The 16,685-nt window shown below is 39.0% G+C and carries 14 protein-coding genes; 3 read left to right on the top strand and 11 right to left on the bottom strand.

Annotated elements, in window-relative coordinates:
* Positions 1-127: 127 nt before the first annotated feature.
* The 7 genes from ACIQXP_RS06930 to ACIQXP_RS06900 form a co-directional block, all read right to left on the bottom strand.
* Positions 128-1,033: a DUF72 domain-containing protein gene (locus ACIQXP_RS06930; protein ID WP_387504997.1), complete on the bottom strand. Its 906-nt coding sequence runs from the start codon at positions 1,031-1,033 to the stop codon at positions 128-130.
* 357 nt (positions 1,034-1,390) lie between these two features.
* Entirely contained in the window at positions 1,391-1,627 is a 237-nt protein-coding gene (locus tag ACIQXP_RS06925; protein WP_134203763.1) for a DUF433 domain-containing protein, read from the bottom strand.
* A 92-nt stretch (positions 1,628-1,719) separates the two neighbouring features.
* On the bottom strand, positions 1,720-3,108 hold the full coding sequence (locus ACIQXP_RS06920; RefSeq protein ID WP_090496099.1) for an arginine decarboxylase: 1,389 nt from the start codon (positions 3,106-3,108) through the stop codon (positions 1,720-1,722).
* A gap of 925 nt (positions 3,109-4,033) precedes the next feature.
* Entirely contained in the window at positions 4,034-4,168 is a 135-nt protein-coding gene (locus ACIQXP_RS06915; protein ID WP_293742942.1) for a hypothetical protein, read from the bottom strand.
* A gap of 137 nt (positions 4,169-4,305) precedes the next feature.
* On the bottom strand, positions 4,306-4,884 hold the full coding sequence (locus ACIQXP_RS06910) for a PhnA domain-containing protein (RefSeq protein WP_293742941.1): 579 nt from the start codon (positions 4,882-4,884) through the stop codon (positions 4,306-4,308).
* A gap of 199 nt (positions 4,885-5,083) precedes the next feature.
* Complete coding sequence (ctlX, locus tag ACIQXP_RS06905; protein WP_387504998.1) at positions 5,084-5,995, bottom strand: citrulline utilization hydrolase CtlX; 912 nt, start codon at positions 5,993-5,995, stop codon at positions 5,084-5,086.
* 113 nt (positions 5,996-6,108) lie between these two features.
* Positions 6,109-7,554, bottom strand: coding sequence for an arginine deiminase family protein (locus ACIQXP_RS06900; RefSeq protein ID WP_387504999.1), 1,446 nt, complete (start codon positions 7,552-7,554; stop codon positions 6,109-6,111).
* A gap of 293 nt (positions 7,555-7,847) precedes the next feature.
* Between ACIQXP_RS06900 and argS the strand changes: the two genes are divergently transcribed.
* Positions 7,848-9,620, top strand: coding sequence for an arginine--tRNA ligase (argS, locus tag ACIQXP_RS06895; protein ID WP_387505000.1), 1,773 nt, complete (start codon positions 7,848-7,850; stop codon positions 9,618-9,620).
* A gap of 256 nt (positions 9,621-9,876) precedes the next feature.
* Here argS and ACIQXP_RS06890 read toward each other — a convergent pair whose 3' ends face one another.
* The 4 genes from ACIQXP_RS06890 to ACIQXP_RS06875 all read right to left on the bottom strand — a co-directional run bounded on the left by ACIQXP_RS06890 (position 9,877) and on the right by ACIQXP_RS06875 (position 13,582).
* Entirely contained in the window at positions 9,877-11,064 is a 1,188-nt protein-coding gene (locus tag ACIQXP_RS06890; protein WP_387505001.1) for a class I SAM-dependent methyltransferase, read from the bottom strand.
* A 71-nt stretch (positions 11,065-11,135) separates the two neighbouring features.
* A complete protein-coding gene (locus ACIQXP_RS06885; RefSeq protein WP_387505002.1) occupies positions 11,136-12,410 on the bottom strand; it encodes an aspartate kinase in 1,275 nt (424 codons plus the stop codon).
* A gap of 1 nt (position 12,411) precedes the next feature.
* Positions 12,412-12,879: a GNAT family N-acetyltransferase gene (locus tag ACIQXP_RS06880; protein WP_293742935.1), complete on the bottom strand. Its 468-nt coding sequence runs from the start codon at positions 12,877-12,879 to the stop codon at positions 12,412-12,414.
* A 1-nt stretch (position 12,880) separates the two neighbouring features.
* Positions 12,881-13,582: a YggS family pyridoxal phosphate-dependent enzyme gene (locus ACIQXP_RS06875; RefSeq protein WP_293742934.1), complete on the bottom strand. Its 702-nt coding sequence runs from the start codon at positions 13,580-13,582 to the stop codon at positions 12,881-12,883.
* 93 nt (positions 13,583-13,675) lie between these two features.
* On the opposite strand from ACIQXP_RS06875, the gene ACIQXP_RS06870 reads away from it, so the two are divergent.
* Both ACIQXP_RS06870 and ACIQXP_RS06865 read left to right on the top strand, forming a co-directional pair.
* On the top strand, positions 13,676-14,209 hold the full coding sequence (locus ACIQXP_RS06870; protein ID WP_159435293.1) for a DUF4296 domain-containing protein: 534 nt from the start codon (positions 13,676-13,678) through the stop codon (positions 14,207-14,209).
* A 1-nt stretch (position 14,210) separates the two neighbouring features.
* A complete protein-coding gene (locus ACIQXP_RS06865) occupies positions 14,211-16,589 on the top strand; it encodes an endonuclease MutS2 (protein ID WP_387505003.1) in 2,379 nt (792 codons plus the stop codon).
* Positions 16,590-16,685 lie beyond the last annotated feature (96 nt).

The following is a 16,685-nucleotide window of genomic DNA, read 5'->3' as shown; positions in this document are numbered from 1 at the left end:
GACCGTAAATCAAGGATAGTGCAGAGATCTGACCATATTTTGTTTCGCATTGGCTCCAAATTCAGAAATACGCTAATCTGCCCGCTCTTTTGTAGAAAGCATATTCCGTTGATTCATCTTTTAACTGTTAAAACAAACTGGGTGAACTAGGTGGAGCTTGGTTCGCCATTACCGGAATCTTTAAATCAGTCCCTACCGCTTTGTTCAGTTTCTCTGTAAAATAAGCGGAAAATAGTGGAGAGGAAAGTTCAACATTTTGATGGACGAAAAAATATAGGTTTTCTAAACCCTGCGCTTTCCAGTCCACAATTCTTTCAATCCAGTCATCTAAACGTTTTTTATCAATTTCATCGTCGTTGGCACCTACAAAACGGATAAAAGCTGTCGGTGTGGTTAACCGCATGTGCAGCATATCTCTTCGTCCTGAAGTATCAACAATGATGTTGGTTATTCCGTTATCTTCAAAAAGTTTAGCAAATTCATTGGCGATGGCCGGGTTGGTAAACCACTCCGTATTTCTTACTTCAACACCTAAAGGAATAACCTTTGGAAATTCGTTGATCACAATTTTTAACCTTTCAAAATCCTTGGGTCTAAAGTTGTCGTGCAATTGAAGAAAAGCCATGCCCAGTTTGTCTTCGAAATTACTGATGGCATCGCAATATTGCGCTACAGGCTCTTTAACGTTGATTAATCTTTTAAAGTGACTGATGGTATTGGTCAGTTTAGGAAAAAACTTAAAATCTGCAGGTGTTTTTTGCGTCCATGTAATGACCTGTTCGCTGGTTGGCATGCCATAAAAGGTGGCATTAAGTTCAATTGAATTAAATTGAGTAGCATAATAGGTAAGCTCGTCTTTTGTTCCCTTTGGGTAAAAGCCCTTTAAATCGGCCTTGTTCCATTTCGCACAACCTACATAAGCCTTAAAAGATTGATTAGGTTTATTTTTGGCTAAAATTGCCGCTGTTTCAGGCGCATCAGCCGGAAGGGTATAATCTATTATTGAAGGATCTTCTACTTTACCGAATTGCATTTTTAAATATATGTTATGTGATACTAATTACGTTGACTTCTTCTGTTTTATTTAAAAGAACTTCTAATGCTGGGTTAATCTTTGGTTCCAGCTTTTGCCAAAACAGTTTGTTTGAACAATTCCCGAATTTAATAAGAATAAGTTTGGAGGAGCACTAAACCAATCGATTAATTCTTTGAAATCAGAATCCTTGGAAACAATTATGACATTCTTTTAATTTGAGCCATTCTAAAAATGGTCAAGTCATCTACTGAATGCAAATTTAGGCTGAAAGAAGATTTTGTTTTAAAATTTGTGTATTCTGAAAGCCATTTGGCAATTATAGGAGATATATTGGTGTCGACCCAAATTTCCCAATCATTCATACATTAAGTCCTCATCTACTTTTTGGGCGCTGTATAAAAGGACAGCCCTAATATCTTCTTTTTCCAGGATGGGATGTTCTTCGAGGATTTGTTCCTCACTCATGCCACTTGCTAATAGTTCAAGTATATCAGAAACCGGAAATCTCAACCCGCGTATTGTAGGTCTTCCTCCCATCAAACCATCAGTAGCAATGATCCGATCGAATAACTTAATTTGTTCACGTGCCATATTCAAATATAAAAAAAATACCTCAGTAAAAAAACTGAGGTATTTATGTATTTTAATTAATGTTTTGTTTTACGCTCGCTAAACCAAATGATCTAGTAACCTAATATCTTCAATACCTGCTTACTGTTCTGTTCTTCGCCAAAAACTTCAAAGTTAAAACTCTCGTCTCGGTTTCTACGGATCAGTACATGTTTCGGACTTGGTAATAAGCAATGGTGTATACCGCCATATCCGCTCAATACTTCCTGATACGCACCGGTATGGAAGAATCCTAAATATTGTACCTTACGGGTTTTTGGCATAAATACACTGTTCATATGTGCTTCCTGGTTGTAATAATCTTGTCCGTCGCAGGTAATACCACCTAAGTTAACACGTTCGTATTCTGCATCCCAGTTGTTAATCGGTAGCAGGATATATTTTTGGTTCAACGCCCAAACATCAGGCAGGTTGGTGATAAAAGAACCATCCAGCATTAACCAGCGTTCGCGGTCGTTTTGTTGTTTACGACCCAAAACCTTGTACAGAATTCCGGAAGCTTCAGCAACCGTATATTTACCAAATTCGGTGATAATATCTGGTTCCATTACTTCGTGGATGGCACAGATTTCTTTAATCCTTTTTACAATTTCGTTTACCATATATTCGTAATCGAAATCAAAAACCAACGAATCTTTGAACGGCATACCGCCACCAATGTCGAGCGTATCTAAATCAGGATTGATTTTTTTAAATTTGCAGTAAAGGGTCACATATTTTTCCAATTCGTTCCAGTAATATGGCGAATCAGTAATACCCGAATTGATGAAGAAGTGTAAAAGCTTTACCCGGAAATTTGGATTATGTACAATTTTATTATTGTAAAAATCAATTACATCTTCCATGCGTACGCCTAAACGCGAAGTATAAAACTGCGAATCGGGTTGTTCTTCAGCAGCAATACGGATACCCAGGTTACAAGGGGTATCTATATCTACCTCGTCATCAAAAAGGTTAAATTCCTCTTTGTTGTCTAAAACCGGGATAATATTGGTGTAACCATCATGCAGCATATCAATGATATACTGTTTGTATTGGTAGGTTTTAAACCCGTTGCAGATAATCGTGGTATCTTTAGTTAAGGCACCTTTCTTTTCCAGTGCATCAACCATAGGCATATCAAAAGCAGAAGAAGTTTCGAGGTGAATATTGTTCTTTAAAGCTTCTTCTACAATGTGTCTGAAATGCGAACTTTTAGTACAATAACAATATTTGTAATCGCCGCGGTAGTTGTTTTTTAAAATGGCAGTCTGGAAAAGAATCTTCGCCTGCTGAATTTTCTTACTTACCATGGGTAAGTATGTGAAACGTAGGGGAGTACCGTAAGTTTCAATCATTTCCATCAGGTTTAAATCCTGAAAATATAATTCATCATCTATCACATCAAAGCCTTCCTGCGGAAAGCCAACGCTTAGATCGAGAAATTCTGAGTAACTCTGCATTTACTTTTAAATAATTTTTGCAAAAATGTAATTTTAAATCGAGAATTAAACGCTATTAAAAATATTTTTACTGTGAGGAAACGCTTGGTTTAATTACAAAATTTTAATATAAAATGTTTTTAAAATAATATGTGATTGGTTTTTTATTTAAGTTATTGTAATTCAATTATTTATTTCATTTTATCTGCTTCTTGTTTTTAGGAAAGCAGGTTCCTGTTTTTATAGGCTTGGGTTGGTCCTGCGCTCCACTTTACCCGTTGCACTCGTGCCCGTTCCGATGAGGTTTATATGGCAAAGACTGTAATACTATTCAGGGGTTCATATTGAGGTTGCTTTTATGCGAATAATTTCCGTGTATTTCTAGCTTCCGTGGCAAAACAACAAGCACCATGATTTAAAATATGGTTAAAACGATGCAATCGTTTTGCTATTATGCACGCGTTTGTAACGGGCGCAAGCAAACTATCTGGTCTTAGCGTCTACTATCTGTTCTTAGCGTCTCGCTAAGACTCTCCGTATCTTGAAAGAGATTAATATTTAACAATAATTTGAAAAGCAGGTTTCTGTGTTTTATAGGTTTGGGTTGGCCATGCTCTCCACTTTACCCGTTGCACTCGTGCCCGTTCCGATCAGGTTTAGGTGGCAAATACCGTGCAGCTATTTATGGTTTTATAGCAAGGTGCTTTAATGTGAAAGTTTTACGTGAGTTCTGAGCTTCCGTGGCAAAAAATAAATGGTTGGTGAAGACACGGAACACGGTATATAAAGATGATAATGAGTTTTCTAACGATACAATCGTTAAGCTATTCAGGCATGCGTTTGAAACGCGCGCCAGCAACTATCTGTTCTTAGCGTCTCGCTAAGACTCTCCGTATCTTGAAAGAGATTAATATTTAACAATAATTTGAAAAGCAGGTTCCTGTTTTTATAGGTTTGGGTTGGCCCTGCTCTCCACTTTACTCGTTGCACTCTTGCCCGTTCCGATCAGGTTTAAGGTGGCAAATACCGTGTAGCTATTTTTGGTTTTATAGCAAGGTGCTTTAATGTGAAAGTTTTCCATGAGTTCTGAGCTTCCGTGGCAAAAAATAAATGGTTGGTGAAGACACGGAACACGGTGTATAAAGCTGATAATGAGGTTTCTAATGGTGAAATCTTTAAGCTCACAGGCACACGTTTGACACGGCGCCAGCTAGATAATTATCCCTTTCTTAAATATTTGGTCAAAATCACAATGGTTTGGCCTTCTACTTTGCCTTCAATCTGTTCGGTATTATCGTGTACCAGGCGGATGTTTTTTACCACCGTACCCAATTTGGCACTTAGTGTAGAACCTTTAACATCGAGCGTTTTAACTAAAACTACGGTATCGCCTTCAAATAAACGGGTTCCATTGCTGTCCTGATGAAACTCTACTGTTCCTTCCTGTTCGTGGTCGCCGGTTTTTTTAGCCCATTCTAAAGTTTCATCGTCCAGGTATAAAATATCCAGACTATCCGCTGCCCAACCTTCATTTCTCAGGCGGCTTAACATGCGCCAGGCCACTACCTGAACAGGCGGAAATTCAGACCACATGGTTTCTGGTAAAATTTTCCAGTGACTGGCATCAAGTTGTTCATTTTTTTCAATCTGGTCTAAACAGGTTTTACAAACTAAAATGCTGTTATCGCTGTTCGCATTGCTGGTAGGAGGTACTTCATAAACCGATAAATTGTTTTCAGCGGTGCATAACTCACATTTATTTCCTGAACGGGTTTGCAATTCTTGTAGTAAAGACATGGATATTTAAATTTTTCGCGAAAGTAATAAAACTAATTGGAATAATTTGATAGCAAGGCGTATTCTCTTAGTTCGGTTTTCCGCGTGTTATGAGCTTCCGTGACAAAAAAATAAAGTGGTTCGTGCAGAAACGAACCACGGCGAAAAATTTCTTCCCAAAAGTTCGGGACTGCGCTACATTTGAAATGACGAAAGGTATTTACTTAACCGGCAAATGTATTTCTGCCAGCATACATCTTGCGCTGCCACCTCCATTTTTTTCAATGGTATAAAGTGGTGCATAAATGATGCGGCTGTACTGTTCCAATGCTTTAACCTGTTCAGCGTTTAAGGATAAATATGCCTGCTCTGACATTACCAGTAAACTTTCGCCGGCCGCATTGGAAACCTGTAGCATGTTACCTGCAAACTTGTTCATCTGTTCCAGACTGATTTCGATAATTTCTTTACCGCTACCTTTTAAACTGATGCTCACCTGCATACGTTCTTCAGCATTTCTGATCGAATCAAGACAAATTACTGCGAAACGATCTCCAATACACATCATCACGTTGGTGTGGTAAATCGGGAAATTATCGCCATCTACCGCCTGAAAAACCACAGGCTCGTATCCGGTAAGCATGCAAAAGTTATTTAAGACCTCTTCATCAGTCCGTACACTTAAGCAGGCATAGGCAATTTTATTGGTGCGATCCAGCACCATGCTGCCTGTTCCTTCCAAAAAAGCATATTGCATTTCATAAAAACTCAGGTCGTTTACATGGTTTAGCTCAAACCTGGTTTTCAGGCTTTCAAGTATTTCCTTCCTGCGCTCTAAACGGCGGTTTTCAGAAAACATGGGATATAGATAAACCGAGCCATCTTCGTGAAAAGATACCCAGTTGTTCGGGAAAATCGAGTCGGGGGTTTCTGGTTGCAACGTATCATCCACTACCGTAACATCGACATCATTTTTGCGCAAAAGATCAACAAAACCATCGAATTCTTTTAAGGCTTCTGTTTGTACATCAATTTCGGTAGAGGCAACCTGGAACTTATTATTTCCTGCCGTTTGCTCGTTGAATTTAAAATCAACCGGGCGGATCATGAGGATATGGTTAGTAGTTTGCATCGTGGTAAATGGTTTAGGGTTTAGGGTTTGAGGTTTAGGTAAAGGGTATAGGGTTTGAGGTATAGGGTTTAGGCGTATAAACCTTACACCTTTTACCTTATACCTTCTTAGCCTCAGATATTGTCTCTTAAAATAGGTAAACTCATACAATGGAAACCTCCCCGGGCGCGCGATAGCTCTGCTGATGGCATTAAAATCAACGTATCGGTTATGGTTTCGGTATTTACCTTGCCACTTTCCAGGTCCTGGATTAAATCTTTTACATCAACCACGTCAAAACCTGCCGCTTTGAAGGCTTCAACCGTTTTATCGTTCCTGTCGTAACCTAAAACTACACCTTCTTTAATGGCTAACAGGTTGCACGAATCGGTCCATTGCTCTCTTGAATCGTAAGGGAAGGTATTGTTTCCGCTATAAATAATTTTAGTAGGTTCGGTACTCTTTAAATCATTCTGGCTAATGTCGTTCAGCAAGGCTTCTACATGCTCGAAATGCTTTGGTTCCTGCGGATTGGCTTTAGTAAACTGAATGGCAGTTGTGGCTTCGAGTTTTTCGGGCTCTTTTAAGAAATTGATCGGCTCGTAAGGGTTATATTTCGGCGAGTGCGCAATCGAGTTTAGGATCACCCAGGTATTGCGTTTAACCTGTGTGAAAACAGTGTCCAGGTGCATATAGTCGCGTTTATTCGGTATTTTGACTACCGTTACCTTTTCAACCACATTTTGATCAAATAAGAGTTTAATGGCTTCATTGGCACCATGTTCTGATGTTCTTTCGCTACACCCGATTAATACGTGGTTAGGACTAACCATCATCACATCTCCGCCCTCAAGCGTGGTGCTGAAAGCAGGCTCATCACCAGGCCTTAAAAAGTGCATGGTAACATCCGGAATTTCGAGGATGTTGTTGCGGTAACCTTCAAATAACGGGTGGTTAAAAAAGATATAGCGCATTAAAAGCGTTTCGCGTACACGCGCTTTTTTTGCTGGCTTATTTAAGAGAATATGGTTATTGATCGTGGTACCCACATCACGGGTAAAAATGAGGTTTGGAATTGGCGCAAACATCATCGTATCGTTGGCCAGGGTGCCTGAAATAAAAATCTCTGCCAGTTCTTTGGCCGGGGTTTGAGTAAGTTCAATCTGAACTTTATAAGTACAGCCCTCAATGGCACAAACTGCGGCTACCAGTTTCTTTCTGATGGATTCATCCTCCAGCATTTCGCTCAATAAATTCTGTATTTCGATTACTGCTGTCGAGTTGTGAAATTCAGGATGATTGGGCTTATAGAAATTTCGGTTGGCCTCTTCAGAATCAATTTCAGCCAGTTTGCCCTTTATCTTATCCGGATCTAAAAAGTACATCAACAGTTTGATGTAATAGTCATATTCACCCTTACGGATGGTATCTAAATGAACAATATCTTCGAAAAGCCAGTCTTGTGCTTTAGATGGTACTACTTTGCCCAAACCGCTATCCGGGCTATGAATTAACAATTTGCGTAACCTGCCGATTTCGGTGTTTACATTCACTTTAAAGTTTAGATTCTGCTCGCTCATAAATAAATTAGTTGTTACAAAGCTATTAGAATTTTTTAAAAGTCAGGGGTTGGAAAGTCGGAGGTACGAAGAATTGCCGGGCCGCTGACTCAGATCCCTGCTTTAATGTACAATGGCCGGCATCTTTAAACCTTATTGTAGCGGCAGCTCCCGGTTTTTTCAACCGGGACTATAGCGGAAAGAACGGCTATCGGCGCTGACAGGCACTACAGCACCTTTCCTGGCATGAAGAAGCTTAAAAACCTTCCAGCTTAAACCTTTCACCTTCCACCTTTTTTATATATTTTTACGCCATGAATTTTATTATTACCGAGACACAGAAAGCCATTTTGGAGCTTTATAAGGAAGAAATAGCTGAAAGTGTAATCAATATACAGGAAACGCGTAAAGAATTTGAAGGTCAGGCTACAATCGTGGTTTTTCCGATCACGAAAATCTCTAAAAAATCCCCTGAGCAAACTGCAACCGAAATTGGTGAATATTTAGTTGCTCACGTAGAAGATATTACAAAATTTAATGTAGTTAAAGGCTTTTTGAACCTCAGCATTGCTGAAAGTTATTTCCTGAAGCAGTTTAACGAAGAAATTTTGGCGCCTGATTTCGGTGTTTTTCCCTCAAACGGAAAAAAGGTAATGGTAGAGTATTCATCACCAAATACCAACAAACCGCTTCATTTGGGCCATGTGCGTAATAATTTATTGGGTTATTCTGTTTCCGAATTGCTTAAAGCTTATGGTTATGATGTGGTAAAAGTAAACCTGGTTAACGACCGCGGTATACACATCTGCAAATCGATGCTGGCCTGGCAAAAATGGGGTAATGGCGAAACCCCGGAAAGTACGGGCGAAAAGGGGGACCATTTGGTTGGCCGATACTACGTCATATTTGATAAAGAATATAAAAAAGAGATTGATGCTTTAAAAGCAGCGGGGCAAACGGAAGAAGAGGCCAAGAAAAATGCACCATTAATTAAGGAAGCTCAACAAATGCTTTTAAAATGGGAACAGGGTGATGAGGAAGTGGTTTCGCTTTGGAAAACGATGAACGAGTGGGTATACGCAGGTTTTAATATTACCTATAAAAACCTGGGTGTAGATTTTGATAAGTTCTATTACGAAAGCAATACCTATCTTTTAGGAAAAGGTACGGTTGACGAAGGACTGGCCAAAGGTGTATTTTTTAAAAAAGAAGATGGTTCAGTTTGGATTGATTTGACTGCAGATGGTTTAGACCAGAAACTGGTATTGCGTGCAGATGGTACTTCCGTTTACATTACCCAGGATTTAGGTACTGCCGAAATGAAACACGAGGATTTCAATATGGATGAGTCGATTTATGTGGTAGGTAACGAGCAGGATTACCATTTTAAAGTATTATTCCTCATTTTAGAGAAACTGGGGAAAAGCTGGGCGAAAGGTTTATATCACCTTTCATACGGGATGGTAGATTTACCTAACGGAAAGATGAAAAGCCGTGAAGGAACCGTGGTAGATGCTGATGAACTGATTGAAAGCATGATCACTACCGCACGCGAGAAAACCGAAGAACTGGGTAAAACCAACGATTTCCCTCAGGAAGATAAAGAAGCGCTTTACAAAAACATTGGTTTGGGTGCTTTAAAATATTTCTTACTGAAGGTAGAACCTAAAAAACGTTTATTGTTCAATCCGGCCGAGAGCATTGATTTTCAAGGCAATACCGGCCCTTTTATTCAGTACACTCATGCCAGGATTAAATCTTTGCTAAGTAAATCGAACTATCAGTTTGCAACGGCCGGTGAGCAGTTTTCAGGGATATCAGCAGTTGAGCTGGAAATGATCCTGCAATTGGCCAAATACCCTGCAGAAATAGAAATCGCTGCCAAGGCTTTCAGCCCGGCGAGTTTGGCCAACTATTTATATGAACTGGCCAAGTTGTTTAATAAGTTTTACCATGAGGTACCGCCAATAGTAAAAACTGAAGAAGGTGAGTTGAAACAATTCCGCTTAAACCTTTGTAGAAAAACTGCGGATATTATTCATGCCGGAATGCTGATACTGGGAATCACTTCTCCGGAAAGAATGTAGCCTGGTAGATGGAAGAGGTTTGATGGATGATGTAAAATGTAGGATGGATGAGGTGTTGATGAGAACAGTATGGCAATTGAAGTGGTTTTACTTTGTTTGGTGATTCTTGGTAACAGATTGATAAATACTATTAAAAATGGCGGGGGTTGTAAACTTCCGCCATTTCGCTTATTTAATTCAGGTTTTAATGTCAGCTATTTCTGATTTGGTTATCGGCTTTATGATGGATTGATTGGTCCTGGGAAAGGTATTGCGATTAATAATATTGTATAATCAATCCTTTCAAAATCACATTTTCTCCATTTGCAATTTTGGTAAAAACCAAAAACTGATTCTGATCAGCTTTAATTTTATATTTCCTGACCAAATCTTCGGGCTTTGCAGGATAGTTGCGTACAATGACGTTACCTTTTAACCTGGTATCTTTTTTCAGTTCGCCGGTATTCAGGATGGCTTCAATTTTAAAAATTCGGCCTGGAAAATCTGTTTTTATACTATCAGCACTAAACAGCTGTGTTTGAGGATGTAATTTTAAGAGCCCGTAGGTTGCTCCAATTAAATTAAAAGCACCCGATTTTAATAAGGCAGCATCAGGCTCGTACAGGTATTCGCCAATGCTCAAACGGTCTGTAAAATGTACTGAAGTATTTGATGACGATCTGTAAAAGGAAAAATCCTTTTCAATCTCATTATTTAAAGTTACGGCCTTAATCTTTGTGTCGTTTTCGTAATCTTTATCTATTACCCACAAAAGTTCTTTGCATTCGTTTCTTACACTTACAATATGGATTTCGCTTACGTGTCTCAATGCTGATAATCCGGCAGAAATATCGAGTAATGGGGCAGTTTTTATGATTATTCGTGAAGATTTTTCCAGTAATACGTCAAGATTGCTTACCACATCGGGCGTGCAATCTTTGAGCATAAAAACTTTGCCTTTTTCAGCTCTTCGCGCAGGATCAACATAGATGGTATCAAAACATGCATCCTTATCTTTGATATAGGCAATGCCATCTTCTGCCTGAAATTCTATATTCATTGCATGTAAAGCCTGTGCATTATGCTGTGCTATTGCAGATAGTTCAGGATTGATTTCGCAGTGCGTTACAGTTTTTACCTTTTGTGAAAAGTAATAACTGTCTATTCCGAAGCCTCCGGTAATATCAATCAACGTATCACCTTTAGCCAGTTTTGATTTGTATGCTGCAGTCACTTCAGAAGAGGTTTGTTCTATGGATAGTACCGGCGGATAATAAATGTTTCCGGTATTAAACCAGGAAGGTAATTTCTTTTCTGATTTCTTTTTTGCGGTAATTTGTGTAGCTAGCTCTGCAGGGCTTATACCTTCGAACCGACTTTTTGCTAAAGCAATCTGGTTTACATCAGCGTTTAAATTTGCATTGATGTAATCTTGTACGGCTCGAGCTAAAAGTTTATTGTTCATTGTTTATAACAGTATCAAGTAATAGGTAGCGGGTATTAAGGGGAGTATCCGATCTTGATTCTTAATACTAATTACTTGCTACTACTTTTATTCTTCATCACCATCTGGCAGGTGTGCCGACTCTTTACTTCCAACAAAATATCTTTGTCAATGCTTACACGATCAATGGTTTGCTGATTGTAATAACGGATGGTTACCAGTTCAAGTCCTTTGTTATATTTTACGGTAAACTCTTCCGACAGATCATTGATCAGTTTTTCGATCTGTACTGGATGATCATCAATACTCACTGAAAAACTAATGGCCGAGTTAAGCATTGTATTAATTTTGATCTTATGTGTATGGAATAGCTCGAAAATATTGCTCAGGTTTTCTTCAATAATAAAAGAATAGTCTTTTGGGAAAATAGAAATCAGCGCCTGGTTTACCTTAAATATAAAAGATGGAACAGGCAATGGATTATTTTCTTTGGTAATGGCTGTTCCTGAACCTTCCGGCTGGATAAAGGACCTCACGAAAAGTGGAATACCCTTGTTTTGAAGGGGCTTTATGGTTTTTGGGTGAATTACTGTTGCGCCATAGTAGGTAAGTTCTATCGCATCATGATAAGAAAGTTGTGCAATCAATTCCGTTTCATCAAACCACTTCGGATCTGCATTTAATACCCCTGGAACATCTTTCCAGATGGTTAAGCCCGCGGCATCTAAACAGGAAGCAAATATCGCTGCCGAATAATCAGAGCCTTCGCGACCCAGTGTTGTAGTATAATTTTCGCTCGTTCCACCAATAAAACCTTGTGTTACAACGATATTGTCTGTTAACAATGGTTTTAGGTCTTTCTGTATGATTTGGTTGGTCTTAACCCAGTCAACTTTACCTTCTTTATACGTATTATCCGTCTGGATATAGTTGCGCGCATCTGCCCAAAGGGTTTTATTGCCCGTTTCATTTAACCAGGCCGCTACAATTTTAGTAGAAACGATCTCGCCGATAGATACAATCTGATCGTAGATGTAATCGGCATTATGATCTGGCTCATCCTCAATCAACCATTCTATTTCAACAAAGGTGTTGGCTACATCATCATAAACAGGGTGGTGTTGTCCCTGAAAAAGTTCATCGATAATGCTGAAATGGAAATGTTTTATTTCTTCAAAAACGGCATGTGCTTCGTCATTTTTCGACAGGTATGCATAGGTAAGGTCTTCCAATCTGTTGGTGATTTTGCCCATGGCTGAAATAACGATCAGCAGATTTCCTTTTTTATAATCGTGTACAATATTGGCCAGGTTTTTTACACCTGCTGCATCTTTTACCGAGGCACCTCCAAACTTAAAAATATCCATATTAAAATGCCTTGATCTGTTCTTTAGATAGCGATGCGTTGATCCATCCGCTTTCCAAATGCGCTTTATATTTATGATAGAAATTTATTGCAGGTTCGTTCCAATCTAACACTTGCCAAACCATGCCGCTATAGTTGCCGTTTTTTGCCTCTTCTATTACTTTTTCAAATAATATCTTGCCTAATCCCTTTCCTCTGAATTCTTCCGTAACGATAAAATCTTCAAGATATAACCTGCATCCTTTCCAGGTAGAATAGCGTGTGTAATATAATGCGAATCCGACGATGGTATGATCAACCTCAGCTACATAAGCTTTCCATACCGGATTTTTACCGAAACCGGCATCAATGAAATGATCTAAGGTAACGGTAACTTCTTCAGGAGCCCGCTCATAAACAGCCAGTTCATTAATGAGCTCTAATATTCTCGGACAATCTTGTGCTGTTGCAAATCTGATGTTAAACTCCATATTAATTTGCCGAAATATCTGTTTTAAAATGTTTGATTATCCTTTTTCCAAAAATACTGCTACCAATGCGCACCATTGTACTTCCTTCTTCAATGGCGATTTTATAATCGGCACTCATTCCGGTTGATATTTCTTTAAAAGCTTCATCTTTGCGGAAAAAACTTACTTTAATGCCATCAAAAAACACTTTCAATTCGTTAAACTCTGTTGCAATCTGTTTTTCGTTCTTCGTATTGGTGGCAATTCCCATTAAACCTACAATACGGATGTTTTTCAATTCGGCTAACTCTTCCGCGCGTAACAGTTCAACTACTTCGTCAAAACCAAGTCCGAATTTGGTGTCTTCATCAGCAATATAAACCTGTAATAAACAATCAATGATGCGTTTGTTTTTGGCCGCTTGTTTGTTGATTTCCTGTAGCAATTTTAGGCTGTCAACACCATGGATAAGTTTAACAAAAGGAGCGATGTATTTTACCTTATTGCTCTGTAAATGACCAATCAAATGCCATTCGATATCTTTTGGAAGCTGTGCCTCTTTTTCAACCATCTCCTGTACGTGGTTTTCTCCGAAAATGCGCTGTCCGGCGTTGTATGCTTCTAAAATTGATGCTATCGGTTGTGTCTTCGAAACTGCAATGAGTTTAATCCCCTCTGATTCAACTTCGCTTTTATATTGTTTAAGATTATCAGCTATGCTCATTTATAACTATTTTTGGTAAAATTAATAACCTTGCCGCAATTTGGGCAAAAAATAATACTTAAATTAAGGATGAAGAGATTAATATGGGTTTTAATGACAGCTATATTATGGTTTGGCTGTAAGCCGGGCATACCTGACGACATTATCAAACCTGATAAAATGGAAAAGATTTTATATGATATGCACATTGTAGACGGATATCTTTCCAGCATTTATGTAGTAGACTCGGCAAAGAAAGTTGCCGCTGCTTATTACAAGGGGATTTACAAAAAGTTTGGAACAGATTCTGCCCAGTATAATAAAAGTTTACTCTGGTACAATACCAACCCTGTTGAATTGGAAACCGTGTATAAAAACGTACAGAAAATGTTGGCTAAACAAAAAAAAGGAACGGAGTTAGCCGATTTAATGATCAGAAAAAAACAGTTTAAAACTGATTCGTTGGTGATAGCAAAGAAATTTAAGGCCGATTCTCTTGCGATCAGAAAAAAAATGAAACCCGATTCTTTATCAAAGGTTAAAGCGGTGGCAGCAATTGCCAAAAAGAAAAAAGAGGCCGATTCACTCATTAATATAAAAAAAGCCGGAGTGGTAAGTACATTGCCCACACCAGTTGCAGTACAATAATATGTTATATCCCAATAATTGTTTAGAACGTTTAGGTTTTGTAGAAATCAGGCAACTGATCAGCAAACATTGTTTGAGCCCTATGGGCCAGGCAATGGTAGAAAAGATGCAGGTGATGAACCGTTTTGATCAAATTGATAAATTCTTACGTCAAACCAAGGAGTTTAAGAGCATCCTGCAAAATCAGGAGCCTTTACAGATCAATACCTTTTTTGATATTAAATCGCTGGTTGAAAAAATCAGGGTTGAAGGCACGTACCTTTTAGAAGAGGAATGGTTTCAGGTATACACTTCATTGCAGACTGTTTTTTCTGTACTCCGTTTTTTTGAAGAACGTGCAGAAGTATACCCTACACTTGAAGCTTTATTTGAACATCTCCCGATTGAAAAAAACATTCTCCGGAAAATAGAAACCGTAATCGATGCAAAAGGAAAGATTAAACCCAACGCATCAAAAGAATTGCAGGAAATTACTTCGGCCATTTCGAAGGCAGAACAGGATGTGCGTAAGCGGATGGATGCTATTTATAAGCAGGCTATAGCAAATAATTGGGTTGCCGACGGTAGTTTGACCATTCGTGATGGAAGGATGTGCATTCCGGTTTTAGCAGAAAATAAACGCAAGCTGAAAGGCTTTGTGCACGATGAATCGGCAACCGGGCAAACGGTTTATATTGAACCTGAAGAAGTTTTTACGTTAAATAATAAACTGCGCGATTTAGAATTTGATAAACGCCGTGAAATTATTAAGATTTTAATTGCCTTAACGGATGATCTGCGGCCTTATTCGCCATTATTGCTTTCGTACCACGGTTTTTTAACCAAACTGGATTTTGTTCGGGCAAAAGCATTATTTGCAATGGATATTGAAGCCGAAATGCCGGGTCTCTTAAAAGAGCCTAAAACCAGGCTGATCAATGCACGGCACCCTTTATTATCGATCTCATTTGCTGCCGAAAAGAAGACGGTAACTCCTTTAAATATTCATATAGATGCCGAAACACGTGTGGTGCTGGTTTCGGGGCCAAATGCCGGTGGTAAATCGGTTTGTATGAAAACGGTTGGCCTTTTACAGATTATGTTGCAAACTGGTCTGTTAATTCCGGTTGACGCCAATAGCGAAGTAGGGATTTTTGAGAATATTTTTGCAGATATCGGCGATGATCAGTCCATAGAAAGCGATCTGAGTACCTATAGTGCACATTTAAAGAAGATGCGCTATTTCGTAGAACATGCCTCGCCGAAAACAATGGTGCTGATTGATGAATTTGGTACGGGTACCGATCCGCAATTTGGCGGACCAATGGCTGAGGCTGTTTTGGAAGTGTTAAATAATAAAAAGGTTCGGGGAGTAATCACCACGCATTATTCTAATTTAAAACTGTTTGCAGGTAATACAGCAGGCTTGGAAAATGCCTCCATGCTTTTTGATAATGCCAAAATGAAACCACTGTATGTCCTCGAAATGGGTAAGCCAGGCAGTTCTTATGCATTTGAAATTGCACAGAACATAGGTTTGCCTAAGGAGGTTATTGAGCTTGCGAAAGAGAAGACAGGTTCAAACCAGAATAGGATAGATACGATGCTTGTTGATCTGGAACGTGAAAAGAAAAATGTTTATGATGCCAAAGTAAGTTTGGCCAACCAGCAGAATAAAGCAAAAAACCTGGTTGCTGAAAATGAAAAGCTAAAGAGCTTTTTAGAGGAAAATAGAAAGTTATTGATTAAGGAGGCCAAACAAGAGGCCCAGAATATCATAAAAAATGCCAATAAACTGGTTGAAAATACAATTGCCGAGATAAAGGAAAAGCAAGCTGATAAAGAAGTAACTAAAGAACTCCGCCAGAATTTACAAAAAGAACTGGTTAAAAATACAGTGCCAAAAGAACGTCCAAAACCTTTGCCTGTAGTAGTTGGCGGTGAAATTGAAATCGGTGATTTGGTGAAATTTAATGATAGTGAAACCATTGGTCAGGTTTTGGAAATAAACCGCAATGAACTGGTGTTGGCTATTGGCGATTTACGGTCGACGGTCAAACAGAACCGTGTACAAAAAGTAAGCAACCGCGAAGCTAAAAAAGTAATTCAAAGTAGCGCCAGTTCTTTCGCCGGGCGGATGAATGATGCGGTTTCTGGCTTCAGGGCAGAACTGGATCTTCGTGGAAAACGTACCGAAGATGCGTTATTCGAAGTAGAAAAGTATCTAGACAAAGCAATTATGCTCGGCTTTCCGTCTATTAAACTGATACATGGAAAAGGCGACGGAATTTTGAGGAAGATGATCAGGGAATATTTACGCAAGTATAGCCAGGTAAACAGGATGGAAGATGAGCATGCCGACAGGGGTGGTGATGGCATTACCTATGTGTATTTGAATTGATTCGGACGGGAAATGTAAGATGTAAAATGGATGATGGAGATTTTTGACTTTCATTCGCCTGTTCCGTAATTGCGGGGCACGATGCAATCCTACCAT

It is taken from the genome of Pedobacter suwonensis (assembly GCF_044762335.1).
Taxonomy (GTDB): Bacteria; Bacteroidota; Bacteroidia; order Sphingobacteriales; family Sphingobacteriaceae; genus Pedobacter.
The sequence above is the reverse complement of the archived record's forward strand: the minus strand, read 5'-3'. Positions and strand labels throughout refer to the sequence as shown.